This is a genomic window from Rhizobium vallis (assembly GCF_003985155.1).
GTDB lineage: Bacteria > Pseudomonadota > Alphaproteobacteria > Rhizobiales > Rhizobiaceae > Rhizobium > Rhizobium vallis.
Genome location: NZ_ML133696.1, coordinates 159,169 through 185,891, shown reverse-complemented (window position 1 = coordinate 185,891; position 26,723 = coordinate 159,169). Strand labels below are relative to the sequence as shown.

24 protein-coding genes are annotated in these 26,723 nt (G+C 61.8%); 14 read left to right on the top strand and 10 right to left on the bottom strand.

What is annotated here, in order from left to right; translation table 11 throughout:
- The first annotated feature begins 75 nt into the window (after positions 1–75).
- Positions 76–3,564, top strand: a complete 3,489-nt coding sequence (gene carB, locus EFQ99_RS26805) for a carbamoyl-phosphate synthase large subunit (protein ID WP_126924235.1) — start codon at positions 76–78, stop codon at positions 3,562–3,564.
- Positions 3,565–3,619: 55 nt separating this feature from the next.
- Here the strand turns inward: carB and EFQ99_RS26800 are convergent, their stop codons facing one another.
- Both EFQ99_RS26800 and EFQ99_RS26795 read right to left on the bottom strand, forming a co-directional pair.
- Complete coding sequence (locus tag EFQ99_RS26800) at positions 3,620–5,074, bottom strand: UdgX family uracil-DNA binding protein (RefSeq protein ID WP_126924234.1); 1,455 nt, start codon at positions 5,072–5,074, stop codon at positions 3,620–3,622.
- Positions 5,074–6,306 carry a putative DNA modification/repair radical SAM protein gene (locus EFQ99_RS26795; protein ID WP_126924233.1) on the bottom strand — a complete coding sequence of 411 codons (1,233 nt, stop codon included), beginning with the start codon at positions 6,304–6,306 and terminating at the stop codon, positions 5,074–5,076. The genes EFQ99_RS26800 and EFQ99_RS26795 overlap by 1 nt, the downstream gene beginning before the upstream one ends.
- A 266-nt stretch (positions 6,307–6,572) precedes the next feature.
- Here EFQ99_RS26795 and greA point away from each other — a divergent pair, with 266 nt between their 5' ends.
- Positions 6,573–7,049, top strand: coding sequence for a transcription elongation factor GreA (greA, locus tag EFQ99_RS26790; RefSeq protein WP_003565408.1), 477 nt, complete (start codon positions 6,573–6,575; stop codon positions 7,047–7,049).
- Between the two features lie 27 nt (positions 7,050–7,076).
- Positions 7,077–8,135 (top strand): glycosyltransferase family 4 protein, encoded by a 1,059-nt coding sequence (locus tag EFQ99_RS26785; RefSeq protein ID WP_126924232.1) that lies wholly within the window; start codon positions 7,077–7,079, stop codon positions 8,133–8,135.
- A gap of 71 nt (positions 8,136–8,206) precedes the next feature.
- On the opposite strand, the gene EFQ99_RS26780 is transcribed toward EFQ99_RS26785, so the two are convergent.
- Positions 8,207–9,538: a dicarboxylate/amino acid:cation symporter gene (locus EFQ99_RS26780; RefSeq protein WP_126924231.1), complete on the bottom strand. Its 1,332-nt coding sequence runs from the start codon at positions 9,536–9,538 to the stop codon at positions 8,207–8,209.
- A 224-nt stretch (positions 9,539–9,762) separates the two neighbouring features.
- On the opposite strand from EFQ99_RS26780, the gene EFQ99_RS26775 reads away from it, so the two are divergent.
- Positions 9,763–11,634: a sensor histidine kinase gene (locus EFQ99_RS26775; RefSeq protein ID WP_126924230.1), complete on the top strand. Its 1,872-nt coding sequence runs from the start codon at positions 9,763–9,765 to the stop codon at positions 11,632–11,634.
- Between the two features lie 4 nt (positions 11,635–11,638).
- A complete protein-coding gene (locus EFQ99_RS26770) occupies positions 11,639–12,985 on the top strand; it encodes a sigma-54-dependent transcriptional regulator (RefSeq protein ID WP_126924229.1) in 1,347 nt (448 codons plus the stop codon).
- Between the two features lie 23 nt (positions 12,986–13,008).
- Here EFQ99_RS26770 and EFQ99_RS26765 read toward each other — a convergent pair whose 3' ends face one another.
- Complete coding sequence (locus EFQ99_RS26765) at positions 13,009–13,476, bottom strand: Lrp/AsnC family transcriptional regulator (RefSeq protein WP_008530885.1); 468 nt, start codon at positions 13,474–13,476, stop codon at positions 13,009–13,011.
- A 231-nt stretch (positions 13,477–13,707) separates the two neighbouring features.
- Here EFQ99_RS26765 and trxB point away from each other — a divergent pair, with 231 nt between their 5' ends.
- On the top strand, positions 13,708–14,682 hold the full coding sequence (gene trxB / locus EFQ99_RS26760) for a thioredoxin-disulfide reductase (RefSeq protein WP_126924228.1): 975 nt from the start codon (positions 13,708–13,710) through the stop codon (positions 14,680–14,682).
- A 22-nt stretch (positions 14,683–14,704) separates the two neighbouring features.
- Positions 14,705–15,601 carry a LysR family transcriptional regulator VtlR gene (locus EFQ99_RS26755; protein WP_004671024.1) on the top strand — a complete coding sequence of 299 codons (897 nt, stop codon included), beginning with the start codon at positions 14,705–14,707 and terminating at the stop codon, positions 15,599–15,601.
- A 26-nt stretch (positions 15,602–15,627) separates the two neighbouring features.
- Here EFQ99_RS26755 and EFQ99_RS26750 read toward each other — a convergent pair whose 3' ends face one another.
- Positions 15,628–15,999 carry a hypothetical protein gene (locus EFQ99_RS26750; RefSeq protein ID WP_126924227.1) on the bottom strand — a complete coding sequence of 124 codons (372 nt, stop codon included), beginning with the start codon at positions 15,997–15,999 and terminating at the stop codon, positions 15,628–15,630.
- Between the two features lie 154 nt (positions 16,000–16,153).
- On the opposite strand from EFQ99_RS26750, the gene EFQ99_RS26745 reads away from it, so the two are divergent.
- From EFQ99_RS26745 to EFQ99_RS26730, 4 genes are all read left to right on the top strand, one after another.
- Complete coding sequence (locus tag EFQ99_RS26745) at positions 16,154–16,447, top strand: ArsR/SmtB family transcription factor (protein WP_126924226.1); 294 nt, start codon at positions 16,154–16,156, stop codon at positions 16,445–16,447.
- Between the two features lies 1 nt (position 16,448).
- Positions 16,449–17,615 carry an MFS transporter gene (locus tag EFQ99_RS26740; protein ID WP_126924225.1) on the top strand — a complete coding sequence of 389 codons (1,167 nt, stop codon included), beginning with the start codon at positions 16,449–16,451 and terminating at the stop codon, positions 17,613–17,615.
- 25 nt (positions 17,616–17,640) lie between these two features.
- The gene (locus EFQ99_RS26735) at positions 17,641–18,765 is read left to right on the top strand and encodes an alkene reductase (RefSeq protein ID WP_126924224.1); all 1,125 of its coding nucleotides are present in this window, start codon (positions 17,641–17,643) and stop codon (positions 18,763–18,765) included.
- 72 nt (positions 18,766–18,837) lie between these two features.
- On the top strand, positions 18,838–19,638 hold the full coding sequence (locus EFQ99_RS26730; protein WP_126924223.1) for an aminoglycoside phosphotransferase family protein: 801 nt from the start codon (positions 18,838–18,840) through the stop codon (positions 19,636–19,638).
- Here EFQ99_RS26730 and EFQ99_RS26725 read toward each other — a convergent pair.
- Positions 19,635–20,654, bottom strand: a complete 1,020-nt coding sequence (locus tag EFQ99_RS26725) for an NAD-dependent epimerase/dehydratase family protein (protein WP_126924222.1) — start codon at positions 20,652–20,654, stop codon at positions 19,635–19,637. The genes EFQ99_RS26730 and EFQ99_RS26725 overlap by 4 nt on opposite strands.
- 91 nt (positions 20,655–20,745) lie before the next feature.
- Here EFQ99_RS26725 and EFQ99_RS26720 point away from each other — a divergent pair, with 91 nt between their 5' ends.
- A complete protein-coding gene (locus EFQ99_RS26720) occupies positions 20,746–21,642 on the top strand; it encodes a LysR family transcriptional regulator (protein WP_126924221.1) in 897 nt (298 codons plus the stop codon).
- A gap of 61 nt (positions 21,643–21,703) precedes the next feature.
- Positions 21,704–22,219 (top strand): GrpB family protein, encoded by a 516-nt coding sequence (locus EFQ99_RS26715; RefSeq protein ID WP_126924220.1) that lies wholly within the window; start codon positions 21,704–21,706, stop codon positions 22,217–22,219.
- Positions 22,220–22,325: 106 nt separating this feature from the next.
- Here EFQ99_RS26715 and EFQ99_RS26710 read toward each other — a convergent pair whose 3' ends face one another.
- Positions 22,326–22,607 carry a DUF2188 domain-containing protein gene (locus tag EFQ99_RS26710; RefSeq protein ID WP_126924219.1) on the bottom strand — a complete coding sequence of 94 codons (282 nt, stop codon included), beginning with the start codon at positions 22,605–22,607 and terminating at the stop codon, positions 22,326–22,328.
- Positions 22,608–22,838: 231 nt separating this feature from the next.
- On the opposite strand from EFQ99_RS26710, the gene EFQ99_RS26705 reads away from it, so the two are divergent.
- Complete coding sequence (locus EFQ99_RS26705) at positions 22,839–23,936, top strand: calcium:cation antiporter (protein WP_126924218.1); 1,098 nt, start codon at positions 22,839–22,841, stop codon at positions 23,934–23,936.
- 42 nt (positions 23,937–23,978) lie between these two features.
- On the opposite strand, the gene EFQ99_RS26700 is transcribed toward EFQ99_RS26705, so the two are convergent.
- The 3 genes from EFQ99_RS26700 to EFQ99_RS26690 all read right to left on the bottom strand — a co-directional run bounded on the left by EFQ99_RS26700 (position 23,979) and on the right by EFQ99_RS26690 (position 26,637).
- Positions 23,979–24,668: a glycosyltransferase family protein gene (locus tag EFQ99_RS26700; protein WP_126924217.1), complete on the bottom strand. Its 690-nt coding sequence runs from the start codon at positions 24,666–24,668 to the stop codon at positions 23,979–23,981.
- Between the two features lie 104 nt (positions 24,669–24,772).
- The gene (locus EFQ99_RS26695) at positions 24,773–25,642 is read right to left on the bottom strand and encodes a 3-deoxy-manno-octulosonate cytidylyltransferase (RefSeq protein WP_126924216.1); all 870 of its coding nucleotides are present in this window, start codon (positions 25,640–25,642) and stop codon (positions 24,773–24,775) included.
- Positions 25,643–25,689: 47 nt separating this feature from the next.
- A complete protein-coding gene (locus EFQ99_RS26690) occupies positions 25,690–26,637 on the bottom strand; it encodes a glycosyltransferase family 8 protein (RefSeq protein WP_281024295.1) in 948 nt (315 codons plus the stop codon).
- Between the last annotated feature and the right edge of the window lie 86 nt (positions 26,638–26,723).

Here is a 26,723-nt window from a genome sequence, read left to right as displayed (position 1 = left end):
CCTCAATGCGCGACCCGACCTGGTGATCTCCCACCCTGGCCGGCTTTTTGCGCAGCTAGAAAACGGATATCGCCCATGCCGAAGCGCCAAGACATCAAATCGATCCTCATCATCGGCGCGGGACCGATTGTCATTGGCCAGGCCTGCGAATTCGACTATTCCGGCACCCAGGCCTGCAAGGCGCTGAAGGAGGAAGGCTACCGCGTTATCCTCGTCAACTCCAACCCGGCAACGATCATGACCGATCCGGGCCTTGCCGACGCCACCTATGTCGAGCCGATCACGCCCGAGGTCGTCGCCAAGATCATCGCCAAGGAGCGCCCGGATGCGCTGCTGCCGACCATGGGTGGCCAGACGGCGCTGAATACCGCTCTTTCCCTGAAGCGCATGGGCGTGCTTGACCGCTACAATGTCGAAATGATCGGCGCCAAGCCGGCCGCCATCGACATGGCCGAAGACCGTGCGCTGTTTCGCGAGGCGATGGCCCGCATCGGCCTGGAAACCCCGCGCTCGATGCTGGCTAATGCCACCGACATCAAGGATCTCGACCGCAAGACCCACGAGGCCGAGCGCACCAAGCTGCGCGAAAGCCTTTCCGGCGCCGATCTCGACAAAGCCCTGGATGAGCTGGAAAACCAGTGGAACCTCGGTGAAAGCGATCGCAAGCAGCGCTACTTGAACCATGCCGTGGCGATCGCCGCCCAGGCGCTCGATCATGTCGGCCTTCCCGCCATCATCCGCCCCTCCTTCACGCTCGGCGGCACCGGCGGCGGCATCGCCTACAACCGCTCGGAATTCTTCGAGATCGTTGGCGGCGGCCTCGATGCTTCGCCGACCACGGAAGTGCTGATCGAAGAATCGGTGCTCGGCTGGAAGGAGTATGAAATGGAGGTCGTCCGCGACAAGGCGGACAACTGCATCATTATCTGCTCGATCGAAAACATCGACCCGATGGGCGTCCACACAGGCGATTCGATCACCGTCGCCCCGGCGCTGACGCTGACCGACAAAGAATACCAAATCATGCGCAACGCCTCGATCGCGGTGCTGCGCGAGATCGGCGTCGAAACCGGCGGCTCGAACGTCCAGTTCGCCGTCAACCCGGCGGACGGCCGCCTCGTCGTCATCGAAATGAACCCGCGCGTTTCGCGTTCATCGGCGCTCGCCTCCAAGGCTACCGGCTTCCCGATCGCCAAGATCGCCGCCAAGCTCGCCATCGGTTATACGCTCGACGAGCTGGAAAACGACATCACCGGTGGCGCCACGCCTGCCTCCTTCGAACCGTCGATCGACTATGTGGTCACCAAGATCCCGCGCTTCGCCTTCGAGAAATTCCCGGGCGCCTCGCCGGTTCTGACCACCGCCATGAAATCGGTCGGTGAAGTCATGGCGATCGGCCGCACGTTCGCAGAATCGCTGCAGAAGGCGTTGCGCGGCCTCGAAACCGGCCTGACCGGCCTCGATGAAATCGAGATTCCCGATTTCGAGGAAGGCGAATCCAGCCAGAACGCCATCCGCGCCGCGATCGGCACACCGACGCCGGACCGTCTGCGCATGGTCGCTCAGGCGCTGCGCCAGGGCCTCAGCATCGAAGAGGTGCACGAGGGTTGCAAGATCGATCCCTGGTTCATCGCGGAGCTCAAGAACATCGTCGACATGGAAGCCCGCATCCGCGAACACGGCCTGCCTGATGATGCCGCCAACCTGCGCATGCTGAAGGCGATGGGCTTCTCCGATGCGCGTCTTGCGACGCTCACCGGCAAGCGCCCGAAGGAAGTCGCCGAACTCCGCAACGGTTTGAACGTCCGCCCGGTCTTCAAGCGCATCGACACTTGTGCGGCCGAATTCGCCTCGCCGACCGCCTATATGTATTCGACCTACGAGACGCCCTTCGTCGGCGCCGCCCGCTCGGAAGCCCAAGTCTCCGACCGCAAGAAGGTCGTCATCCTCGGCGGCGGCCCGAACCGCATCGGCCAGGGCATCGAGTTCGACTATTGCTGCTGCCACGCCGCCTTCGCGCTGAAGGATGCGGGTTATGAAGCGATCATGATCAACTGCAACCCGGAAACCGTCTCGACTGACTACGACACGTCGGATCGCCTCTATTTCGAGCCGCTGACGGCCGAAGACGTGATCGAGATCCTGCGCGCAGAGCAGGAAAAGGGCGAAGTCGTCGGCGTCATCGTCCAGTTCGGCGGCCAGACGCCGCTGAAGCTCGCCGAGGCGCTGGAAAAGAACGGCATTCCGATCCTCGGCACCGCGCCTGATATGATCGACCTTGCCGAAGACCGCGACCGCTTCCAGAAGCTTCTGATGAAGCTCGATCTCAACCAGCCGAACAACGGCATCGCCTATTCGGTCGAGCAGGCCCGCCTGGTCGCCGCCGAAATCGGCTTCCCGCTGGTCGTGCGCCCCTCCTACGTGCTCGGCGGCCGCGCCATGCAGATCCTGCATTCGGAAGGCCAGCTGCAGACCTACCTGCTCGACACCGTTCCGGAACTGGTGCCTGAAGATATCAAGCAGCGTTATCCGAACGACAAGACCGGCCAGATCAACACCCTGCTCGGCAAGAACCCGCTGCTCTTCGACAGCTATCTCTCTCATGCCATCGAAGTCGACGTCGACTGCCTCTCCGACGGCACCGACGTCTATGTCGCCGGCATCATGGAGCATATCGAGGAAGCCGGCATCCATTCGGGCGACAGCGCCTGCTCGCTGCCGCCGCGCTCGCTGCCCGTCGAACTGCTCGACGAGCTGGAGCGTCAGGCGAAAGCCATGGCCAAGGCGCTCAATGTCGGCGGCCTGATGAACGTCCAGTTCGCCATCAAGGACGGCACGGTCTACGTGCTCGAAGTCAATCCCCGTGCCTCGCGCACCGTGCCTTTCGTCGCCAAGACCATCGGCGCACCGATCGCCAAGATCGCCGCCCGTGTCATGGCCGGTGAGAAGCTCGATGCGACCTTCGCCGCCTATGGTCAGAAGCCCGATCCGCGCAAGCTCACGCATATCGCCGTTAAGGAAGCCGTGTTCCCCTTCGCCCGCTTCCCTGGCGTCGACACGCTGCTCGGCCCGGAAATGCGCTCGACCGGCGAAGTCATCGGTCTCGACACCGATTTTGCGCTGGCCTTCGCCAAGTCGCAGCTCGGCGCCGGCGTTGAACTGCCGCGTGACGGAACGGTCTTCGTCTCCGTGCGCGACGAGGACAAGGCGCGCGTGCTGCCGGCAATCCGCATCCTCGTCGAACAGGGTTTCAAGGTGCTGGCAACCGGCGGCACCGCCCGCTTCCTCGGCGAAAACGGCATCACCGCCACCAAGATCAACAAGGTTCTGGAAGGCCGCCCGCACATCGAGGACGCGATCCGCAACCGCCAGGTCCAGCTCGTCATCAACACCACCGACGGCAACAAGGCGATCTCGGACTCGAAATCGCTGCGCCGGGCGACGCTGATGCAGAAGGTGCCCTACTACACGACGATGGCCGGCGCCGAAGCCGCCGCCCAGGCGATCAAGGCGCTGAAGGCAGGCAATCTCGAAGTCCGGCCGCTGCAGAGCTACTTCGCCTGAGAATAGAAAGCGCCATCGCACAATGGGTGGTGGCGCGGCATCAGCCGGAATCTCTTTATCCGGCTGATGCGATAAGCCGCTGAATTTTCAGCATATCATCGCGAAACTGCGCCAGCTCTTCCGTTTTCAGCCGCTCGTCCGGAATGCGCAGCAGATAGGATGGATGCACGGTGACGAAAAGCGTGCGCCCTCCTTCGATCGGCATTGCTCTTCCCCTGACATCCTGCAGGCGTTCTTTCATATCGGTCAACGCCGCAAGCGCCGTCGCGCCCATGGCGACGACCAGCTTCGGCTTGACGAACGCCAGCTCCTGATCGAGCCACCAGCGGCAATGCTTGACCTCGCCCATATTAGGCCTCTGGTGAATGCGCCGCTTGCCGCGCGGCTCGTATTTGAAATGTTTGACGGCGTTGGTGACGTAGAGTGTCGAACGGTCGATGCCGGCCTCTGATATCACCTGATCGAGAAGCCTGCCGGCGGGGCCGACAAAAGGACGCCCTGCAATATCCTCCTGGTCGCCCGGCTGCTCACCGACGAACATCACTTTCGCATCATCAGGCCCCTCCCCGAATACCGTCTGGGTCGCATGGGCGTGAAGCGGGCAACGCGTGCAGACGGCGGCTCCCGCGCGCAGTGCTACCAATGTGCCCGCGGGAGCCTGGGGTTCGGCGGGAAGGCTGCGCGCAGCTTCCTGCAGCCGGTCGTGAAAGGGCAGCGATTGCGTCGCCTCCCGCGCGGCCATCTCCCGCACCTTGCTTTCCGCCGAGGCAATCAGCCCCGGAATGAGATCGGCCTCCGGCAGGTTCTTCCAGTATTTTTTCGGCATCTCCGCCTGCATCGCCTTCACCTTCAACCGCGCCGGATTGAAGATGTTGGCATAATAGGTCCGCCAGAGTTCGTCCGTTGCATCGGTGAGATTGGGCTTTTCGCACGCCTCGTCGGTGATCGTCAGTCGCTCCCCGTCCCAGGCGGCCGATCCCTTCGGCGTGGCGATCAGCCAGTCCATGTCGGTAAAACGCCGCTGGAAGAAGGGAGCCGTGCGCCTGACGATGTGGTGGTCCGGTTCGAACCAGGCGAGGAATTTCCGGCGGCCTGCGGAGACCGCGCCGATCTCCTTGAAGCGGACGAAGGCCGTCATCTTGTGCGCGTCGCGCCGAACGCTTTTCGCCAACAGGCGGGCACGCACGACGTCCTCGTCGGAGGCTACTTCGAGCAATTGCCGGTCCAGTTGCAGCCGCCACAACAGCCGGTAAAGCAGGGCAAACCGCGCCGGATCGGAATGGCAGAGAACGATCTCCGCAAGCTCGATGAAGCCGGGCGGCACGGTCATCTGCCTGCGGGCCTTCGCAGGCGCCGGTGGCATCGCGTCACTTTGAAACGACAGATCGGCCTCCGCGCTTTTCTCACGCCAATCGATCTCATCAGGCAATATGCCGGCGGCCGCCAGGGCGCGTGCGGCATCGCGCCATTCGGCAAGCTCCCCGCGTCCGGCAAGCACGACCCGGCGCATCACAGCAACGACAATTGTTCAGGCTGCGGCTCGAACATGGCGCGCAGATCCGGGCGGTCGATCAGCCGCCGCGGCGACCAGCCTTCCGCTGAAATGAAGGATTGAACCTTCCTGATCGAAACGCCGAGCCGCGAGAGATCGTCGAGCCGCAGGCGGCGAAAACGGCGCGCCGAAACGATCGCCTTGACCGTCCGGGTGCCGAGACCCGGCACACGCAGCAACGTCTCCCGATCGGCGCGGTTCACATCGACGGGGAAGTCGCCCCGGTTGGCAAGCGCCCAGGCAAGCTTCGGATCGAGGTCCAGGTCGAGCATGCCGCCCGCCTGGTTCGCGGTGATCTCCTCGATGCCGAAACCGTAGAACCGATAGAGCCAGTCGGCCTGATAGAGCCGATGTTCGCGCATCAGCGGCGGCTTGATGAGCGGCAGGTTCTTCGAAGCGTCGGGAATAGGGCTGAAGGCGGAATAATAGACACGCCGGAGGCCGTAGCTGCTGTAAAGGCGGCCGCTGGTCGCAAGGATCGTCGCGTCGTTTGCTCCATCGGCGCCGACGATCATCTGCGTGCTCTGACCGGCCGGGACAAAACGCTGGCGTTTCCTGGTTTTGAGCGTCGGTTCCCCGGCCGCCTCGATCTTCAGCCTGAGATCGCCCATCGACCGGCGGATATTCGCAGGCTTCTTCTCCGGCGCGAAGCGGGTGATCCCTTTATCCGTCGGCAGCTCGATATTGAGCGACAGCCTGTCGGCATGAAGCCCCGCCTCCTCGATCAGGCCTGGCGACGCCTCCGGGATCGCCTTCAGATGGATGTAACCGCGGAAATTATGCGTCATGCGCAGTTCGCGGACGATGCGGACCATCTCCTCCATCGTGTAGTCGGACGAGCGAATGATGCCGGAGGAAAGGAAGAGGCCTTCGATATAGTTGCGGCGGTAGAATTCCAGCGTCAGCCAGATCACCTCTTCGGCCGTAAAACGCGCCCGCTCGACATTGCTCGACGAGCGATTGATGCAATAGGCGCAGTCGTAGATGCAGAAATTGGTCAGCAGGATCTTCAGAAGCGAAATGCAGCGCCCGTCCGGAGCATAGGCATGACAGATGCCCGATCCCTCGGTCGAACCGAGCCCGCCGCTGGCGCTCGAATCGCGTTTCACCGTGCCGCTGGAAGCACAGGAGGCGTCATATTTGGCGGCGTCGGAAAGAATGGCCAAGCGTTCTGCAAGAGACTTCTTCATCCATATGTTCACTATATGTTCTCATCGAGCAAGTCAATACAGGCAATCCCGCCGCTATCCATTTTCGGGGCGCATCTCTCGGTCTCGCAGTGGGTTACGTTTCATCCATGCGAATTTTCTGGAAATCGGCCTTGGCGATCTGCTATAAGCGTTCGACTAGGATTGTGGCACGGTTCCGAAGCTCCCCTTCGGGACCTGTTTTCTTTTGTGTGTGCCTGACTGCATTGAAGCAAGGGCCGGCGGACACGAGACTGAAGGACAGAAAAATGGTTGAAAAGGTACCGATGACACCGGGTGGTTTCGTCAAGCTGCAGGAAGAGCTGCGCTGGCGTCAGCAGGAGGAGCGCCCTCGAATCATCGAGGCGATCGCCGAAGCCCGTGCCCATGGCGACCTTTCCGAAAACGCCGAATACCACGCTGCCAAGGAAGCCCAGAGCCACAATGAAGGCCGCATCAGCGAGCTGGAAGATCTGACGGCGCGCGCCGAGGTCATCGACCTCACCAAGATGTCGGGCGATAAGATCAAGTTCGGCGCCAAGGTGAAGCTCGTCGACGAGGACACCGAGGAAGAAAAGACCTACCAGATCGTCGGCGACCAGGAAGCCGACGTGAAGGCCGGTCGCATCTCCATCTCCTCCCCGATCGCCCGTGCGCTGATCGGCAAGGAAGTCGGCGATTCCATCGAGGTCAATGCGCCCGGCGGCTCCAAGGCCTACGAAATCCTCCAGGTTTCCTGGGGCTGATCGCCCGCCAGACACGAGACCCATCCCTTGCCTGATATGCGTGACGTCGAGATCATCGCGCCCAATTTCAAGCGCCGGCTCTCCGGCGTCACGTCGACCATCGTCCAGCTGATCCCGTGCCAGATCCGGCTCGGCATCCGGATCGCAACGCTCGGCCCCGGTCTGCCGGAGGGCTTGGCGAAACTGACATGGCCGCAGCTTTTTGGCCTGTGGCGCCCGCCGACACGTCGGCGCCGCCGCGTCTGGCACGCCCGCCGCAACAATGAGATGGCCTTCGGCATCCTGCTTCGCTATCTCCTGCGCATGCCGCTGAAGCTGCTCTTCACCTCGGCCGCGCAGCGCCGCCACAGCGCCTATACGAAATGGCTGATCCGCCGCATGGACGCGGTGATTGCGACCAGCGACCGGTCGGGTTCCTTCCTTGAGGTGCCCCATACGGTCATCCAGCACGGCGTCGATCTTTCCCTGTTCCACCCGCCGGAAACGGCGGAAGACGGCATTGCCGCCACCGGCCTGCCCGGCCGCTATCTCGTCGGCTGTTTCGGTCGTGTGCGCCATCAGAAGGGCACCGATCTTTTCATCAAGGCGATGATCGAACTGCTGCCGCAGCATCCCGAGTGGACCGCCGTCGTCTCCGGCCGGGTGACGGCTGAGCACACCGCTTTCGGCGACAAGCTCAAGGCGGAAGTCGCCGCCGCAGGCCTCAGCGACCGTATCCTCTTCCTCGGCGAAGTGCCCGATATAAAGGTCTGGTATCGCCGCCTGACACTTTACGTCGCCCCCTCCCGCAACGAAGGTTTCGGCCTGACGCCGCTCGAAGCCATGGCCTCGCGCACCGCCGTGGTCGCATCGGATGCGGGCGCCTATGCCGAACTCATCGCCGAAGGCGAGACAGGTTCGGTGGTAGCCGCCGGCGACGGCGAGGCGCTGACGCGGGCAATCGCCCCTTACATTGCAGACCCCACTCTGGCGATTGCCCATGGCGACAATGCGCTGCGTCATGTCAGGACGAATTTCGCGCTGGAAAAAGAAGCAACCGCAATCGGCGCCGTCTATGTTCGCCTCCTCGGCGACAACCGCGGCTGAAGCCGAAAAAGAAACGGCCCGTCAGATGACGGGCCGCTGCAATATCCAGAAATGACGAACAAGCCTGCCGGTTATTCCGCCGGCTGCAGTCCGGCAGCAGACGTGTCTTCGGCATGGCCGCCCAGCGCCGCGGCGAGCTGCACGGTGTCGAGCTCCTTTTCCCAGCGCGCCACGACGATCGTCGCAACGGCATTGCCGACGAGGTTCGTCAGCGCCCGGCACTCCGACATGAAGCGGTCGATACCGAGGATGAGCGCCATGCCGGCGACCGGCACGGAGGGCACGACGGAGAGGGTCGCGGCAAGGGTGATGAAGCCGGCGCCGGTGATGCCTGCAGCACCCTTGGAGCTCAGCATCGCCACCAGGAGCAGCAGGATCTGGTCACCCCAGGAGAGATTGATGCCGGTTGCCTGGGCAATGAAGAGGGCCGCCAGCGTCATGTAGATATTCGTGCCGTCGAGATTGAAGGAATAGCCCGTGGGGATGACGAGACCGACGACCGAGCGCTTGCAGCCGGCCTTTTCCATCTTGTTCATCAGTCCCGGAAGCGCTGCCTCCGAAGACGAGGTTCCCAAGACCAGCAGCAGCTCTTCCTTGATGTAACGCAGCAGCGCCAGGATCGAGAAGCCGTTATAGCGGGCGACGGCGCCGAGAACGACAAGCACGAAGAGCAACGAGGTGAGATAGAAGGTGCCGATCAGCATGGCGAGGTTGGCGATCGATCCGATGCCGTATTTGCCGATGGTGAAGGCCATGGCGCCGAAGGCACCGATCGGGGCGGCCTTCATCAGGATGGCGACGAGCTTGAAGACTGGAGCCGTCAGGGCATTGAGGAAATTGACGACCTGCTCGCCCTTCTCGCCGACCATGGCGAGCGCGATGCCGAAGAGCACCGAGAAGAACAGCACCTGCAGAATGTCGCCATCGGCAAAAGCGCCGACGATCGTCGTCGGAATGATGTTGGTGAGGAAGCCGACGATGCTCTGCTCATGCGCCTTCTCGGCAAAGGTGGCGACGGTCTTCGGGTCGAGCGAGGCCGGATCGATGTTCATGCCGGCGCCGGGCTGGACCACATTGGCGACGATCATGCCGATGACGAGCGCCAGCGTCGAGAAGGTCAGGAAGTACAGCATCGCCTTGCCGGCAACGCGACCGACCTTCTTCAGGTCGCTCATGCCGGCGATGCCGGTCGCCACCGTCAGGAAGATCACCGGCGCGATCACCATCTTGACGAGCTTGATGAAGGCATCGCCGAGCGGCTTCAGCTGCGTGCCGAGGTCGGGATAGAAGTGACCGAGAATGATGCCCGCAGCGATGGCCGCGAGAACCTGAACGTAAAGATGGGAATAGAAGGGCTTCCTGCCCTTGCTCTCTGCGACTGCATGCGATGGTGCTGCGATCATGATGTCCTCCTAAAGGCTCGTCCGGAACGAACTCCGGCCTCCCGAGCCGTTCGCTTCAATCCAACAGCTCAGCCGTTGTTGACAGCTCCTTCGCAATCGTCGTGCCAGTTTCGTGAAGCCATCATAAATAACTGATTTTGTTGATTAATAATTTCTAAGCCCGTCAACGCTTCTTTAAGAAATGCGGAAATCCGCACAAATCCATTTGCATCCAGTGCCGAAAAATGCACAAATTCCGCATGTCTTTGTCCGTGTCGTCGCTGTGGCCCGCCCTGCCCCTGCACCATCGCATCCGTCGGATGTGGTGGGCCTATGCGGTCGTCGCGCTCCTTGCCGTCACCGCAAGCCTCTGGGCAAGCGGCGAGATCGGCCGGTACCGGGCGGAGGCCGCTCTCGAGGAGCAGGCGCATATGGATGCAAGGCTTAACGCGGCCTTGCTGCGCACCGTCCTTGAAAAATACCGAGCCCTTCCCTTCGTGCTGTCACAGGACAACGCGCTCGCCGCAGCACTGGAGACAAGCGATGCCGGCGCCTTCGAGCGGCTCAGCCAGAAACTGGAAATGCTGGCGGCAGGCACGAAGGCCGCCGTCATCTATGTCATCGACAAGGACGGCATGGCCGTTTCGGCCAGCAACTGGCGCGAGCCGACCAGCTTCGTCGGCAATGACTATCGCTTCCGGGAATATTTTCAGGGCGCCGTCGCCCAAGGACAGGCCGAGCATTTCGCCCTGGGCACCGTCAGCAAGAAACCCGGTCTTTATATCTCGGAGCGGATATCCGGCAGCAACGGCCTGCTCGGTGTCGTCGTGGTCAAGGTGGAATTCGACGATGTCGAGGCGGATTGGAACGCCACAGACGCCCCCTCCTACGTCGTCGACGACCGGGGCATCGTCCTCATCACCAGCATTCCGTCGTGGCGGTTCATGACGATCGGCCGGATCGCCGGGGATCGGTTGACCGCGATCCGCGAAAGCCTGCAGTTCGGCGATGCGCCGCTTCAGCCCCTGCCGCTCGATACCGTCCGCAATCTTGGCGACAGGCTCGATGTCGTCGAGATCGTCATGCCGGGCGGCGCCGGGAAGACCAGGTTTCTCGATGTCGGCACGCCGGTTCCCGAGACGGCCTGGCATTTGCAGCATCTGGTGGCGCTCGGCCCCTCCGTCGATGCCGGAATTCGCGAAGCCCGCATGCTGGCGCTCCTCACCCTCTTGCCGCTGCTTGCCGGCGCTGCCTTCCTGCTGCGCCGGCGCCAGGCGGTCACCCTCAGGATATCAAGGGAGCAGCAGGCGCGGGAGGAGCTGGAACGGCGGGTAGTCGAGCGGACGCTCGATCTCAGCCAGGCGCGCGACCGGCTGCAGGCCGAAATCATCGGCCACAGGAGCACGGAACAGAAGCTGCAGGCGGTGCAGCAGGATCTCGTGCAGGCGAACCGCCTGGCGATCCTCGGCCAGGTGGCCGCCGGCGTCGCCCACGAGATCAACCAGCCGGTCGCAACCATCCGTGCCTATGCGGACAACGCCCGCACCTTCCTCGATCGTGGCCAAACCGCGCCCGCCGGCGAAAATCTCGAGGACATCGCGGCGCTGACGGAGCGCATCGGCGCGATCACCGAGGAACTGAAGACCTTTGCCCGCAAGGGCCGCGGCAGTGCCGAGCCGACCGGTTTAAAGGACGTCATCGAAGGGGCCGTGATGCTGCTCCGCAGCCGCTTTGCCGGGCGCATGGATACGCTCGACATCGACCTGCCGCCCGCCGACCTGCAGGTCATGGGAAACAGGATCCGCCTCGAACAGGTGCTCATCAACCTGCTTCAGAACGCGCTGGAAGCGATTGCCCCGAAGGCCGATCTCGGCCGCGTCGAAGTCAGGACCTCGGTCGATGCGGAGACGGTGACGCTGACGGTTGCCGACAACGGCCCCGGCATTTCGCCTGAAATCCGCAAAGGCCTGTTCACGCCGTTCAACACTTCGAAGGAAAAGGGTCTTGGCCTCGGGCTCGTCATCTCCAAGGATATCGTCGGCGATTACGGCGGCCGAATGGAGGTCGACAGCGACGACAAGGGAACCCGGTTCATCGTTCACCTGAGGAGGGCTTGAGATCATGGACACATTAAGCCCCGTCGCGCTGATCGACGACGACAAGGATTTGCGCCGCGCCACCGCCCAGACGCTCGAACTCGCCGGCTTTTCCGTTTCGGCCTATGACGGTGCGAAAGCCGCGCTGGCGGATCTGCCGGCGGATTTTGCCGGCCCGATCGTCACCGACATCCGTATGCCGGAAATCGACGGGCTGCAAATGTTCGCCACGCTCAAGGGCATGGATGCAGACCTGCCGGTGATATTGATGACCGGCCACGGCGATATTCCGATGGCCGTCCAGGCCATCCAGGATGGCGCCTATGATTTCATCGCCAAGCCCTTTCCGGCCGACCGGCTCGTCCAAAGCGTGCGCCGCGCCAGCGAAAAACGGCGGCTCGTCCTGGAAAATCGCATGCTGCGCAGGGCTGCCGAAAACGCGCAGGAAACCTTGCCCCTGATCGGCCAGACGCCCGTCATGGAAAACTTGAGAAACATTCTTCGCCACATCGCCGATACCGATGTGGACGTGCTTGTCGCCGGCGAAACCGGCAGCGGCAAGGAAGTCGTCGCCCAGATCCTGCATCAGTGGAGCCGCCGCCGGAAGGGCAATTTCGTGGCGCTGAACTGCGGGGCGCTCCCCGAAACCGTCATCGAAAGCGAGCTCTTCGGCCACGAGGCCGGCGCCTTTACCGGCGCCCAGAAGCGCCGCACCGGCCGCATCGAACACGCAAGCGGCGGCACGCTTTTCCTCGACGAGATCGAAAGCATGCCTCTGGCTACGCAGGTCAAGATGCTGCGTGTGCTGGAGATGCGCGAAATCACCCCGCTCGGCACCAACGAGGTGCGCCCGGTCGATCTGCGCGTCGTCGCGGCTGCCAAGATCGACCTCGGAGATCCCGATGTGCGCGGCGATTTTCGCGAGGATCTCTATTACCGGCTGAACGTCGTGACGATCTCTATTCCGCCGCTGAGAGAACGCCGCGAGGATATTCCGCTGCTGTTTTCCCATTTCGCTGCGCGCGCCGCCGAGCGCTTCCGCCGCGATGTCCCGCAGCTTTCAGAAAATGTTCGCCGCCATCTTGCCGCCCATGCGTGGCCGGGCAATGTCCGCGAGCTTTCCCATTATGCCGAACGCGTGGTGCTCGGCGTTGAAGGCGGGGGAACGGCAGCAATTCCTCAACCGGCGACGGGCGGCACGCTTCCCGAACGGCTGGAACGCTATGAGGCGGAAATCATCCGTGACGCGCTCTCGGCCAATGACGGCGACGTGCGCCGCACCATCGAAGCGCTCGGCATTCCCAGAAAGACCTTCTACGACAAGCTCCAGCGCCACGGCATCAACCGCGGCGGCTATGCCTCGCGCAAGTAGCGGCGATCAAGGCTCGAAGTCGTTTAGACTTCCACCAGGCCCAGCTTCTTCACCTGCCGGATCGTCAGCATGGTGCGCACGGTATCCACGTGCTCGTTCGCCGTCAGCACTTCGATGACGAAATCCTGGAAGCTGGTGAGGTTTTCCGCCACGCAATGCAGCAGAAAATCGCTGTCGCCCGAGACCATCCAGGCCTGGCGCACCAGCGGCCATTCGGTGGTGGCGGCGGCAAAAGACTTGAGGTTGCCTTCCGACTGGTGCTTGAGGCCGACCATGCAGAAGGCGACGAGGTCGAAGCCGAGTTTCGGGCTGTTCAGCATCGCGTGATAGCCCTCGATGACCCCGGCTTCCTCGAGCTTGCGCACTCGGCGCAGGCAGGGCGGCGCCGAGATGCCGACGCGGTCGGCGAGCTCGACGTTGGTCATGCGGCCGTCGGCCTGCAGCTCCCGGAGGATCTTTATGTCGATGACGTCGAGTTCCGTGCGCCCCACATCATGGCCTTTCTTTAATTCCCCGCGGCGAGCTTCTATATAAAGCGGCGGAATACGCAAGAAAGTTTCACTGTGATGACGGATTCTTGCACAACAGGGCGATTTGCCTTGTTGGTAATGCAAGGCTGCCCTTGAATAATAGCATTGGACGTTCATAAATGGCGCATGGACCGCGAAACGGCCGCAATCGCCACCTAGCCGCCGCTCTCCTGCCAGTCGAAAGGAAATGACATGCCTGCCCGCCACACGAAGGTGCTCATCATCGGTTCCGGACCCGCCGGCTATACCGCCGCGGTCTATGCCGCGCGCGCCATGCTGAAGCCGGTTCTGATCGCCGGTCTCGAACAGGGCGGCCAGCTGATGATTACCACCGACGTCGAGAATTATCCGGGCTTTGCCGATCCGATCCAGGGTCCCTGGCTGATGGAGCAGATGCTGCAGCAGGCAAAACATGTCGGCGCCGAGATCGTCAACGACCTCGTGACCGAAGTCGATATGAACCAGCGCCCCTTCGTCGCCCGCACCGACAGCGGCCAGGTCTGGACCGCGGATACGCTGATCATCGCCACCGGCGCCAAGGCCAAGTGGCTGGGCATCGAGAGCGAGCAGCATTTCCAGGGCTTCGGCGTTTCGGCTTGCGCCACCTGCGACGGTTTCTTCTATCGCAAGAAGGACGTGATCGTGGTCGGCGGCGGCAACAGCGCCGTCGAAGAAGCGCTCTATCTCTCCAATATCGCCAAATCGGTCACGTTGGTGCACCGCCGCGACTCCTTCCGCGCAGAGAAGATCCTGCAGGAACGCCTGTTCGCGAAGGAAAACGTCAAGGTGCTGTGGAACACCGAAGTGGCCGAAATAACCGGCGCACCGGCCAAGCCCCCGATGCCGCCATCCGTATCCGGCGCGCGTCTGCGCGACGTCAGAACCGGCACGATCACCGAGATGCCGATCGACGGCGTCTTCGTCGCCATCGGCCACGCCCCGGCGACCGAACTCTTCAAGGGCAAGCTGAAGCTGAAGGACAATGGCTATCTCTGGACGGCGCCGGATTCGACCGCGACCAGCCTGGAGGGTGTCTATGCCGCAGGCGACGTGACCGACGATACGTTCCGCCAGGCGATTACTGCCGCCGGCCTGGGGTGCATGGCGGCGCTTGAAGCCGAGCGTTATCTGACGGGCCACATGCCCGTCGCCGTGGCAGCGGAGTAAGATCGGCATGAGGGGTGGGGGAATGCCATTGGATTGGGACAAGCTGCGTATTTTTCACGCAGCTGCCGAGGCGGGTTCGTTCACGCATGCGGCGGACAAACTGCATCTGTCCCAATCCGCCATCAGCCGCCAGGTGAGCGCGCTGGAGCAGGATGTCGGCACCAAGCTCTTCCACCGCCATGCGCGCGGCCTGATTCTGACGGAACAGGGCGAGCTGCTTTACCGCACCGCCCATGACGTGCTCTTGAAGCTCGAAACCGTGAAGATGCAGCTGACGGAAACGACGGAGACGCCGTCCGGCAAGCTGCGCGTCACGACGACTGTCGGCCTCGGCCAGGGTTGGCTGACCGACAAGATCCAGGAATTCCTCCAGCTCTATCCCGATGTGCAGATCCAGTTGATCCTCGACAACGAGGAAGTGGATGTGAACATGCGCCACGCCGACTGCGCAATCCGCCTGCGCCAGCCGCAGCAGTCCGACCTCATTCAGCGCAAGCTCTTCACCGTGCACATGCACGTCTACGCCGCCCCCTCCTACATCAACCGCCATGGCGAGCCGCAGAAGATCGAGGATCTCGACAATCATCGCATCATCACGTTCGGTGAGCCGGCCCCGAGCTACCTGCTCGATGTCAACTGGCTGGAGGTCGCCGGTCGCTCGTCCGACAACAAGCGCATCCCGCACCTGCAGATCAACAGCCAGACCTCGATCAAGCGCGCCTGCCTGCTCGGAATCGGCGTCGCCTGCCTGCCGGATTACATCGTCGGCCGCGATCCCGGCCTGATTCAGCTGGCGATCAATGCCGACGTTCCCTCCTTCGACACCTATTTCTGCTATCCCGACGAAATCAAGAACGCTGCCAAACTGAAAGCCTTCCGCGATTTCATCGTCAGCAAGGCCAGAAACTGGAACTTTTAAGCCCTGATTTGTCGACGTTTTGCATACTATGCAGAAGACGCATGACTGGCATGCACAAATAAGGGTTGCCGTTTGCCCATTAAACCACCATATCGCACATAGCTGATGCACATGGTGGCTTTTCCTCCCAGTTCCACCGCATTAGCTGTTCCCCTCTGGAGGTTTTTGACCTTCACACTTATAAGGGCCCTGGTTTTCCAGCGGCCCTCTTTTTTTGCCTTGCCTCCTCGATAAATGCCGCACCGCAAAAAAATTGTGCGGCGCATAGCAGACATGCACAAAAAAGCATTGAAACCTGCACAAGGAAGCACCATATCTCTCTCAGCTGATGCATTTTGTGGTTTCTCTCCCAGTACCACCGCATTAGCTGTTCCCCTCTGGAGGTTTTTGACCTTCACAATTCAAAGGGCCCTGGTTTTCCGGTGGCCCTCTTTTTTTGCCCAAAATTTGCTCATTCAATAAAACTCGCCGCCTCACGCCTCCGTGATTTGCATATCGTTGCCTGACGATCGATATATCGATTAAACACGATTTATAGTTCGGCGAATGACGATGGACAAAGACGAGATTATCAAGGCCCTCGCCCATCCCACCCGGATGGACATTCTGAGTTGGCTGAAAAATCCCGAGGAACATTTCCCCTCGCAGGAGCATCCATTCGAAATGGGTGTCTGCGCCAGCCAGTTCGAGCGCTGCGGCCTGTCACAGTCGACGGTCTCTGCCCATTTGGGAACGCTGCACCGCGCCGGTCTCGTCACCACCAAACGCATCGGCCAGTGGATCTTCTACAAGCGCAACGAAGAAACGATCGCCGCTTTCCTGAAGCAGCTGACACAGGATCTCTAGAATGCCCCTCGCCCTTCTCGTTCTCGCCTTGAGCTCCTTTGCGATAGGCACCACCGAATTCGTCATCATGGGCCTGCTACCGGAGGTCGCCGCCGACCTCTCGGTGACGATCCCTCAGGCCGGCTGGCTGGTCACCGGTTATGCTCTGGCGGTCGCAATCGGCGCGCCGGTGATGGCCATTTCGACTGCGAAGCTGAAGCGCCGCACCGCCTTGATTGCGCTGATGGCCTTCTTCATCGCCGGCAACCTGCTTTGCGCTCTGTCAAGCGACTACTGGGTGCTGATGATTGCCCGCGTCGTCACCGCGCTCTGCCATGGCGCCTTCTTCGGCATTGGCTCGGTCGTCGCTGCCGGCCTCGTCGCAGAAGACCGCAAGGCGCGCGCCGTCGCCCTGATGTTCACCGGGCTGACGCTCGCCAATGTTCTCGGCGTGCCGCTCGGCACCGCGATCGGCCAGGCCTATGGCTGGCGCGCCACCTTTGGTGTCGTCACCGTCATCGGCATCGTCACCATAGCAGGCCTGATCGCTATCCTGCCGAAGGACAGGCAGCAGGAAAACGGCAGCATCCTGCGCGAGATCGCCGCCCTCAAGAATGGCGGCCTGTGGCTGGCGCTCTCCACCACCGTCTTCTTCGCCGCCTCGATGTTCGCCCTCTTCACCTATATCGCGCCGCTGCTGCGTGATGTCACCGGCGTTTCACCGGAGGGTGTCACCTGGACGCTGTTCCTGATCGGCCTCGGGCTGACCGTCGGCAATCTCGTCGGTGGCAAGCTTGCCGATTGGCGCCTTGGCATCACGCTTGCCGGCGTCTTCGGCGCGATTGCCGTCACCTCCCTCGCCTTCAGCTATACCAGCCGCTTCTTCATCCCGGCTGAAATCACCCTCTTCCTCTGGGCAACAGCAAGTTTTGCCGCCGTGCCGGCGCTTCAGGTCGGCGTCGTCGGTTTCGGCAAGGATGCCCCGAACCTCGTCTCGACGATCAATATCGGCGCCTTCAACACCGGCAATGCGCTCGGCGCCTGGGCAGGTGGCCTGGTCATCGACGCCGGTTTCGATCTCACCCGCGTTCCGCTCGCCGCAGCCTTGATGGCCTTGATCGGCCTCGGTGCGACGGCGCTCACCTATCTCTCCGCCAGGGGCCGAGCTGCGCTTGCCCCTGCCGAGTGATCCTCCCGCTAAAGAAAGGACTATCATGGCCAAGCTTTTCGACCCCGCCAAAGTTGGCGACATCACAGTCAAGAACCGCATCGTCATGGCGCCGCTCACCCGCAACCGCTCGCCGGGCGCGATCCCCAATGACCTCAATGTCGAATATTACCGCCAGCGCGCCACATCAGGCCTGATCATCACCGAAGCGACCCCGATTACCCATCAGGGTCAGGGTTATGCCAACGTGCCTGGCCTCTATACCAAGGAAGCGCTCGACGGCTGGAAGCGCGTGACCGATGCCGTCCACTCCGCCGGCGGCAAGATCGTCGTCCAGATGTGGCATGTCGGCCGCATCTCGCACACGACGCTGCAGCCGGACGGCGGCAAGCCGGTCTCCTCCACCAACCGCACCGCCAAGTCCAAGACCTATCTGGTCAATGCCGACGGCAGCGGCAGCTTTGCCGACACCTCCGAGCCGCGCGCGCTCGAAACCGCTGAAATCCCGGGCATCATCGAGGATTACCGCAAGGCCGCCCACGCCGCGATCGACGCCGGTTTCGACGGCGTCGAAATCCACGGCGCCAACGGCTATCTCCTCGACCAGTTCATGCGCGATGGCATCAACGACCGAACCGACCGGTATGGCGGCTCGATCGAAAACCGTGCCCGCCTGACTTTCGAAGTCGTCGATGCCGTGGTGAAGGAGATCGGCGCCGGCCGCACCGCAATCCGCATTTCGCCGGTCACGCCGTCGAACGATAGCTACGATTCCAACCCGCAGGCGACCTTCACTTACGTCGTCGAGAGGCTGGCCAAATATGACCTTGCCTATATCCACGTCGTCGAAGGCCAGACCGGCGGCGAGCGCGATTACAAGCAGGGCGATAATCCCTCCTTCGATTACGCGGCGCTGCGCCAAGCCTATGAAAAGGCTGGCGGCAAGGCCAGCTGGATGGTCAATAACGGCTATGACCGCGATCTCGCGATCGATGCCGCCGAAAGCGGCCGCGCCGATCTCGTCGCCTTTGGCAAGCCCTTTATCGCCAATCCCGATCTCGTCGAACGGCTGGCAAAGAATCTGCCGCTCAACACGCCCGACCAGTCGACCTTCTATGGCGGCACCGCCAAGGGCTACATCGACTATCCCGCCCTCGAAAAGGTCGCCTGAGCCTTTCTATCCGCATCAAGAAATCCCGCCGAGAGGTGGGATTTCTGCATTCAATATCCCTATATAGGACGCATGTTTGCTTCCTATCTCGATCGCTGGTCCCTCATCTCAGACGGCGAGCCCATCATCACCCATTCGAGCCGCCTGTTGCCGGTCCTCTGGCAGGAGAGACCCGCCATGCTGAAGGTCGCGACCGATATCGATGAACGATATGGCGCACTGCTGATGCGGTGGTGGGACGGCGACGGCGCGGCTCATGTCTACGCCCACGAGGGTGACGCTGTATTGTTGGAAAGGGCAACCGGGAAACGCTCGCTGCTTGCCATGGCGATGGACGGCGAAGATGACGAGGCGAGCCGCATTCTCTGCCGCACCGCAGCCCGGCTGCATGCACCGCGCGAAAAGCCGCTTCCCGATCCCGTACCCCTCAGCCGCTGGTTCCGCGATCTCGAACCGGCCGCCGGCAAACATGGCGGCACGCTTGCCGATTGCTCCGCAATTGCCAACGCCCTCCTTGCCGATCCGCGCGACCTCGCCGTCCTCCACGGCGATATCCACCACGAGAATGTCCTCGATTTCGAGACGCGCGGCTGGCTGGCGATCGATCCGAAGCGGCTCCACGGCGAGCGCGGCTTCGATTTCGCTAACATCTTCGCCAACGAGGAACTGCCGACGATTACCGATCCCCAGCGCTTCCGCCGCCAGCTCGCCGTCGTCTCGGCCGAGGCCGGGCTCGAGCCGAAGCGGCTGCTGCAATGGATCGCCGCCTATTCCGGCCTTTCCGCTGCCTGGTTCCTCGGCGATCCCAACATCGAGCAGGCAGAGAAAGCCCTGACGGTGGCCCGGATCGCGCTGACCGAGCTTGACGCCTAACGGCCGGTCTCGACATGGCTGATCAAGGCCGCGGCCGTTTCGCGGTGCGGCTCCGGCAGGCAGCCGAGTGCCACGAGCGAGGCCCTGACCGCATCATCGATCGGCGTCTGCGGCTCCTTGCCGAGTTCGGCCGTCAACTTGTCGTTCCGCATTCTGAGCGGCACCTTCCAGAGATAGCGCATCTCTTTGATCTCCCGCATGATCGGCATAAAGGGCGCGGCGACCGGCACGATCCACCAGGGGAAGCCGGCGATCTTGGCCTTGCCGCCGGCCACACGCTTGATCGCTTCGGCCATCTGCATGCCGTCAGCATCCCAGAAGCCCTCCATATGATAGACGGCAAACGGCGGCAGTTGATCGGCCCGCGCGATCAACTGGATCATGGTTTCGGCCACATCGGGCAGATAGGCCCACTGATGACCGATGCCGCGACGCGCCGGATTCTTGATCGTGGCGACCGGCTTGCCCGGCGTGACCAGGGCCGATGAGAACCAGCTGTTTGACGTCGTGCCCGGGCCGAAGAAATCGCCGGCGCGAACAATGATGACGCCGGTGCCGGACTGCGACGCAGCCTTCAACCGCTTCTCCATCTCGACGCGGATCGCCCCCTTCTTGGTCACGGGATGCTGCGGGCTTTCCTCGGTCGGCATCGGGAGCGCGTCTGGTCCGAAATTATAAACCGTGCCGGGCAGCACGATGCGCGCACCCACGCTTCGGGCAGCCGCGACGGTATTGTCGAGCATCGGCAGCACCAGCTTTTCCCAGTCGCGATAGCCGGGCGGGTTGACGGCGTGGACGATCAGGCTGGCGCCCTCCGCCGCCTTCAGTACATCGCCTGCATTCATGGCGTCGCCCTGCACCCACTCGAACGCCGGCTGGCTTCGGGATGCCTTGGCCGCATTGCGGTTAAGCGCCCAGATATGCCAGCCGCGCTCGACAAGCTTTCGGGCGACCGCCCCGCCGATACCGCCGGTGGCACCGAGAACGAGGGCCGTCTTGTTCGTGTCGCTGCTCATGATCATCTCCTTCGATTGAATGAAGGCATGATGCCAGCTACTTCTTATAAACAAAATTGACTAAATAAGTGCGCCCGTTATACAAAAATACATGAGCGAGCTGAGCTGGGATTTCTACCGGAGTTTTCTGACCGTGCTGCAGCAAGGTTCGCTTTCGGCCGCCGCCCGCGAACTCGGATTGACCCAGCCGACCATAGGCCGCCATGTCGACGCGCTGGAAGAAGCAATTGGCGCCGAACTCTTCACCCGCTCGCCGAACGGCCTGCTGCCGACCGACACCGCACTGGCTCTGAAGCCCTATGCCGAAACGCTCGCCGCAACCACGGCAGCACTTTTGCGGACGGCATCCGGCCAGCGCGAGAGCGTGGCCGGCACCGTCAGGGTCAGCGCCAGCGAGATCGTCGGCGTCGAGATCCTGCCGCGCATCCTCGGGCCGCTGCAGGAGACCTATCCGGAACTCCAGATCGAACTCTCGGCATCCGATGCGATCGAGGACCTTCTCAATCGTGAAGCCGATATCGCCGTGCGCATGGCCGAGCCCCGGCAAGATGCACTCATCGTGCGCCGGATCGGCGATCTTCCGCTCGGCTTCCACGCCCATCGCCGCTATATCGAGCGCCACGGCTTACCGGAGACCCTTGCCGATCTTGCAAGGCACCGCCTCATCGGCTTCGACCGGCAAACGGCCTATATCCGCCTGATGATCAGCCGCTATTCCATGCCTGACATCGATTTCGCCTTTCGGTCCGACAGCAATCTCGCGCAGCTTTCCGCCATCCGCGCCGGCGTCGGCATCGGCATCTGCCAAACCGGGCTGGCACGGGAAAACCCCGATCTGATTCATATCCTGCCCGAGGTGTTCAACATTCCGCTCGGGACATGGGTGGCGATGCATGAGAGCCTGAAAACCTCGCCGCGCTGCCGCGTCACCTTCGACGCACTGGTCAAGGGTCTGCAGGACTACCACCGCTATTCCACAGGCGCCTGACGCGGAAATCGGAATCGATATCCGGCAAGAATCATGCGCTAATCCCACCCCCTGGGTGGAGATGACCATGCAAAAGCCGGTTGAACTCGTGAGCTATGATCCGCACTGGCCACAGGCCTTCCGGCACATCCGCGCCAGGCTGCTGGCCTTGCTGCCGAACGCGCTCTCCGTCGATCACATCGGCAGCACCTCCATACCGGCAATGGCTGCCAAACCGCTCATCGATATCGATATCGTCCTTCCCGGCCTCGAGTATATCGAGGATGCAACACGCGTGCTTCTCTCGCAGGACTACGAGCCCCGCGGCAACCGCTACGACGACGAGGTCTGGGCGTTCTTATCGAGAGGTTCTGTGCCGGCGGAACGGGTCTACCTCTGCCCTGCCGGCAACGGCACGCATCGAAACAGGCTGGCTTTCCGGGATTATCTCATCGCGCATCCGCAGGCGGCGGCCGATTATGCCGCGCTCAAGCGCAGGCTGGCGGTTGAATTCAGGATGGATGGCGATCGCTATACCGCGGAGAAACGTGAATTCGTCGACGCGATCGTCGCGCTGGCATTGGCGGGCAAGGGCTAGAAGCATATCGCGCAAAAGCGTGCAGCGGTGCGGACACAGGGACATGCGAAAAACCGGCGACCTGAAGCGGAGAGGCGAACCCGGAGGATCGTACCACGCTTCAGCATCAGACGCTTTGCGAGGCCCCGGCCGCACGGTCCTTCCACTGGGCGTCCACCACTTCGGTTTCCGGCCGGTCACCGCCCTCGGCATATTCCTCATGCCATTTGCCGTTCTCGTCCTGCCAGCTGATCTCGGCGGAATCGCCGCCGACCTGCTGTTCGGCCGCAACGATACGCGCAGCTTCGAGCGCCTCGGCATGGGTCGGAAATGCCTCGGAATAGACGCCTCCCAGCCTGTAGGCCCAGCCGCCATCATGCGGCACGACTTCGTAGACCACCTTGATCATGCATCCGTCTCCTCATCTCGTTGTTGCGCATTCGCACGCTTCCGGACAGTATCCGGATCATCGCGGCCGCTTGACGAGAATTCGAGGACGCCGCGATCTGCTTTCCGGCCCCGATTGCATTCAGTATTCCATTAAACGCAGAAGACTGCAAATGGGACCGGACCGAGACTTGCTTCACAAGCGAAATCAGCGACCTAGATAAAAGCCATGAATCGGCACAGGAGCTTGGGCTTGGGGATCGCGTCGCGCTTTAAAGAGGAAAAGTTTCTGATCGCCGCACTTGTCGTTGCGGTGATCGCCTATCTCCTGGAGCACGCGGTGATGGAGATGGGCCGCGGCGCGGCGCTGATTGCCGCCGCTGCCCTCGTCGGCACCATCGTGCTCGCCTCGATCCGCGTCGCCCACCATGCCGAGCTGCTCGCCGTCAAGGTCGGCGATCCCTACGGCACGATGATCCTGACCCTTTCGGCCGTCGCCGTCGAGGTCATCATCCTTGCCATCATGATGACAGGCGAAAGCTCCCCGTCGCTGGTGCGCGACACGATCTATTCGGCCCTGATGCTCGATATCAACGGCATTCTCGGCCTTGCCGCCCTGCTCGGCGGCCTCAAGCATGGCGAGCAGCCCTATAACGACAATTCGGGCAAGACCTATGGCGTGATGATCCTGACCGCCATGGGCATTTCGATGGTCGTGCCGGAATTCGTGCCCAGCGACAAATGGCACTATTATTCCGCCTTCACCATCGTCGCGATGATCGCGCTCTACGGCCTGTTCCTGCGCATGCAGGTCGGCCAGCACAGCTATTTCTTCAGCTACAGCTATCCGCGCCCTGAGCGGAAGAAGGAAAGCCACGACGACCACGGCTCCGACGAGCAGGCGGCAGTCTCGATCGCCACCATTCTCGTCGGCGTCGTCATCATCGGCGGGCTTGCGGAGTTCATGTCAGCCTTCATGACCGAGGGCCTGCGCGACAGCGGCGCCCCGATCGCGGTCACGGCCATTGTCGTCGCCGCGATCTCGGCCGCCCCCGAAATCCTGACCGCGCTGAGGGCGGCTCTCAGGAACCGCATGCAGGCGACGGTCAACATCGCCATGGGCGCCTCGCTCTCGACGGTGATCCTGACGGTGCCAGTCATGGAGGGGATCGCACTCTATACCGGCCAGCCCTTCGTCATGGCGATGACGCCGGTGCAGACCGTCATGGTGGCGATCACGTTGATTGCTGCTGCGATCAACCTCAACGACGGCGAAACCAACGCCATCGAGGGCATGACGCATTTCATCCTCTTCGCCACCTTCATCATGCTGACGGCGCTGGGGCTTTGAGGCCTCTCCTCCTCCCCGACGGGAGAAGGAGAGCAGGCAGTCTTAAGCGCGCTGCTGGACGAAGAGCATGCGTTCGCGGGCCGCGAACCACTCTTCGGCATAGTCGTCATTCTTGTATTCGTCGAAATACGGACCGCCATCGGTGAAATGGACGTTCTTGGCGTCTTCGCGGTAGTCGTATTCGTTGACGAGGTAGTTCCATGTCACCGGCAATTCGCCGATGAGGTCGTCATTTTCAAGCCACTTGAACTGATGCAGCTGCAGGCCGGTCGCCGTATTGACGAAGTCGGGCGTCAACGCCCGGCATTTGTCGTTGTTGAAGAGGATGAAGCTCGACCAGTTCTTCTTTTCATACTTGGTCTGGGTCTGGCCGAGGAACTTCGTCTCGATCTTCGGCTGGTAGTCGTGCTTGACGCACATGGCGGCGTAACGATCGTCGCGAAGAGCCCAAAGCTCGGCGATATCGGTGCGCATCAGCATGTCGCAATCCATGAAGATGCTCCAGCCCTGGTAGCCGCTCAGATAGGGCGTCAGGAAACGCGAGAAGGAGAACTCCGTCGATTGCAGCGCGTTGCGCTCGCGGGTGAAGAGCCCGCCGAGATTGGAAAGCACGATCGGCGAGAACTCGACCGGGATCGACGACTTCTCGATGATGCTCTGCGCGAGAACGTGATAGGCGACGACTTCCTTGGAATCGAATCCAACGAAAATCCGGACGGTCTGTTGTTCCATTTTCTACCTCGATGGCCCACGGTCGTGAGCGTTATAATGTGTTGAACCCATATTCGAAACAGCTTTGTTGCCCGCCCGCGCCTGGTGGCGAGGGCCTGCGACAGTCATTCCTTCGACTTTTCGAGGAAGCGCTGCTTGCGGGTTTTCGGTTTGAAGCGCCGAAAGAAGTTCTCGATCGCGCGGATGGATTTGGTAACGGACATGAGCCTGTCGATCTGGCCGTTTGCATTATCGAGCCGCTCCGATAAGACTTCGGCCGCCGTCATCGCAATCTCGATCGGCGGCACCTGTGGAAACCGTTTGGCGAGCGACGAATAGGGGCTGGCATCGACGCCGCCCATCATCGAGATCGTGCCCATCCGAGCAAAGAGACGCAGGAAGATCTGCTCGAACGTCCAATCGTGCACGTCGAAGACCTTCCACTTCTCACTCCTCTTCGCCGAAAAGCCGGCAAGCACGATCTTGCCCGGCAGTTGCAGGTCGGCGAGCCACAGCGCCAGTGCGAAGCCGCTCGTCGGGATCCTGCCTACCGGATAGAGATCGCCAAGTATTTGCGTCAGATCAAGGTGACGCGCTTTGGCGCCTTCGAAGCGACTCTCCTCGCTGAAATTTTCCTCCGTGGCGACGCGGACATTGACGATTCCGAGGAAATCGTCGCCGGTGAAGAAGCGCAGGACATCCGTTACTTCGCGCCTGTGCACGATATTGGCGCCCATCACGCCGCTGCGGGCAACCAGCACGGCGTTACCGACGAAAGGTTCGTCGAGCACCTTGTAGACCTTGTTGAAAAAGACGTAGAGCGCCGTTTCCGGCAATTCGAAACGCAACCGTTCGAAATCGACCGCCTCGCTATTTGCCACCAGCACGATATGGGAATAGCGCGACAACAGCGCCTTCCACGCCTCCGGCGTCAGGAAGTTGAAGCCTCCATCCGGGGCAGGCATGGTCTGTGTGTTGCTGGGGATTTCTTCCATATCGGCTCACATGCACTTTCCAAGGACGATGCGCTCTGCCGACCGCATTAGCTGTTGCCGAAATAGGCGCGCGTCTGGGCAAACCGCGTCCGCCCGCTGATCCGCTTTCCCAGATAGTTGAAGAACCCGCCGATACGGCGTGTCACCGACGGCTGCCTGCTGAAGGAAGCCCACGGCGTATCGCGGAGATCCTCGATGTAACGCCTGGTCATCCGGCGATGCACCCAGGGAACGGTCACCTGCCATGGCTTCCTCTTTCCGGTAAAATGAAGGATTGCCGGCCGGCTGACGAAAGGCAGGAGCCCTGTCTGCGTGTTGAAGCGCAGATCGAGCACCAGCCAATCACCATCGAAAGTGACGTTCAGCACATCCTGGTCGTTGTACTGGAAAAGATGCGACCGCTCTTCGAATGTCTCACGTGTCCTGACGAAAAGCTCCCTCGCCCGGCAGGCCGACCAATCGAACAGCAGCACGCCGGCATTGAAGTAGCGCCCGCCCTCGCGCATGCCGATCTTGCGCTGCCGTGCGCCTGATTTCTCGGGAAAGGCCATGATGTAATCGTCGACCGCGGCAAGCGCCTTTCCCTGTATATCCATTGTAAAGAGCTCGTCGAGGGGCGCCACCGCGAGCACGTCGGCATCGAGATAAAGCAGGCGCTCGACATGAGCGGGCACATGCAGATCCATGTAGAGCCGCGCCAGCGTCGCCATGGACCAGCGCCCCCGCGTCTGCCGCGCCGCATCCGGCGTCTCGTAGGGCAGCACATTGATCACCATGCCATGCACCCGCGCGAAGCTTTCGACCTCGGCGATTTCCTTCGGCTTAAGGTCGATGCCGAGAAGCAGGAACTCCACGGGAGAGCTTGCGAGGTTGCGCTTGACGGAAAGCAGGGTACAGCAGGCGGCCGGCAACATGTTGACATCCGAACATACGATAACGGCACTCTGCTGCAAAATCCGGCTCCCGAAGTGGCGACTTAAAACTTGATGCCGGATATCTAGTTGGTTTGGCGTCCGCCCGCAACCGCAGATAACCCGCCGAACCGTCGCACCTCGTCACGTTTTGAATCGGATTTCAATGA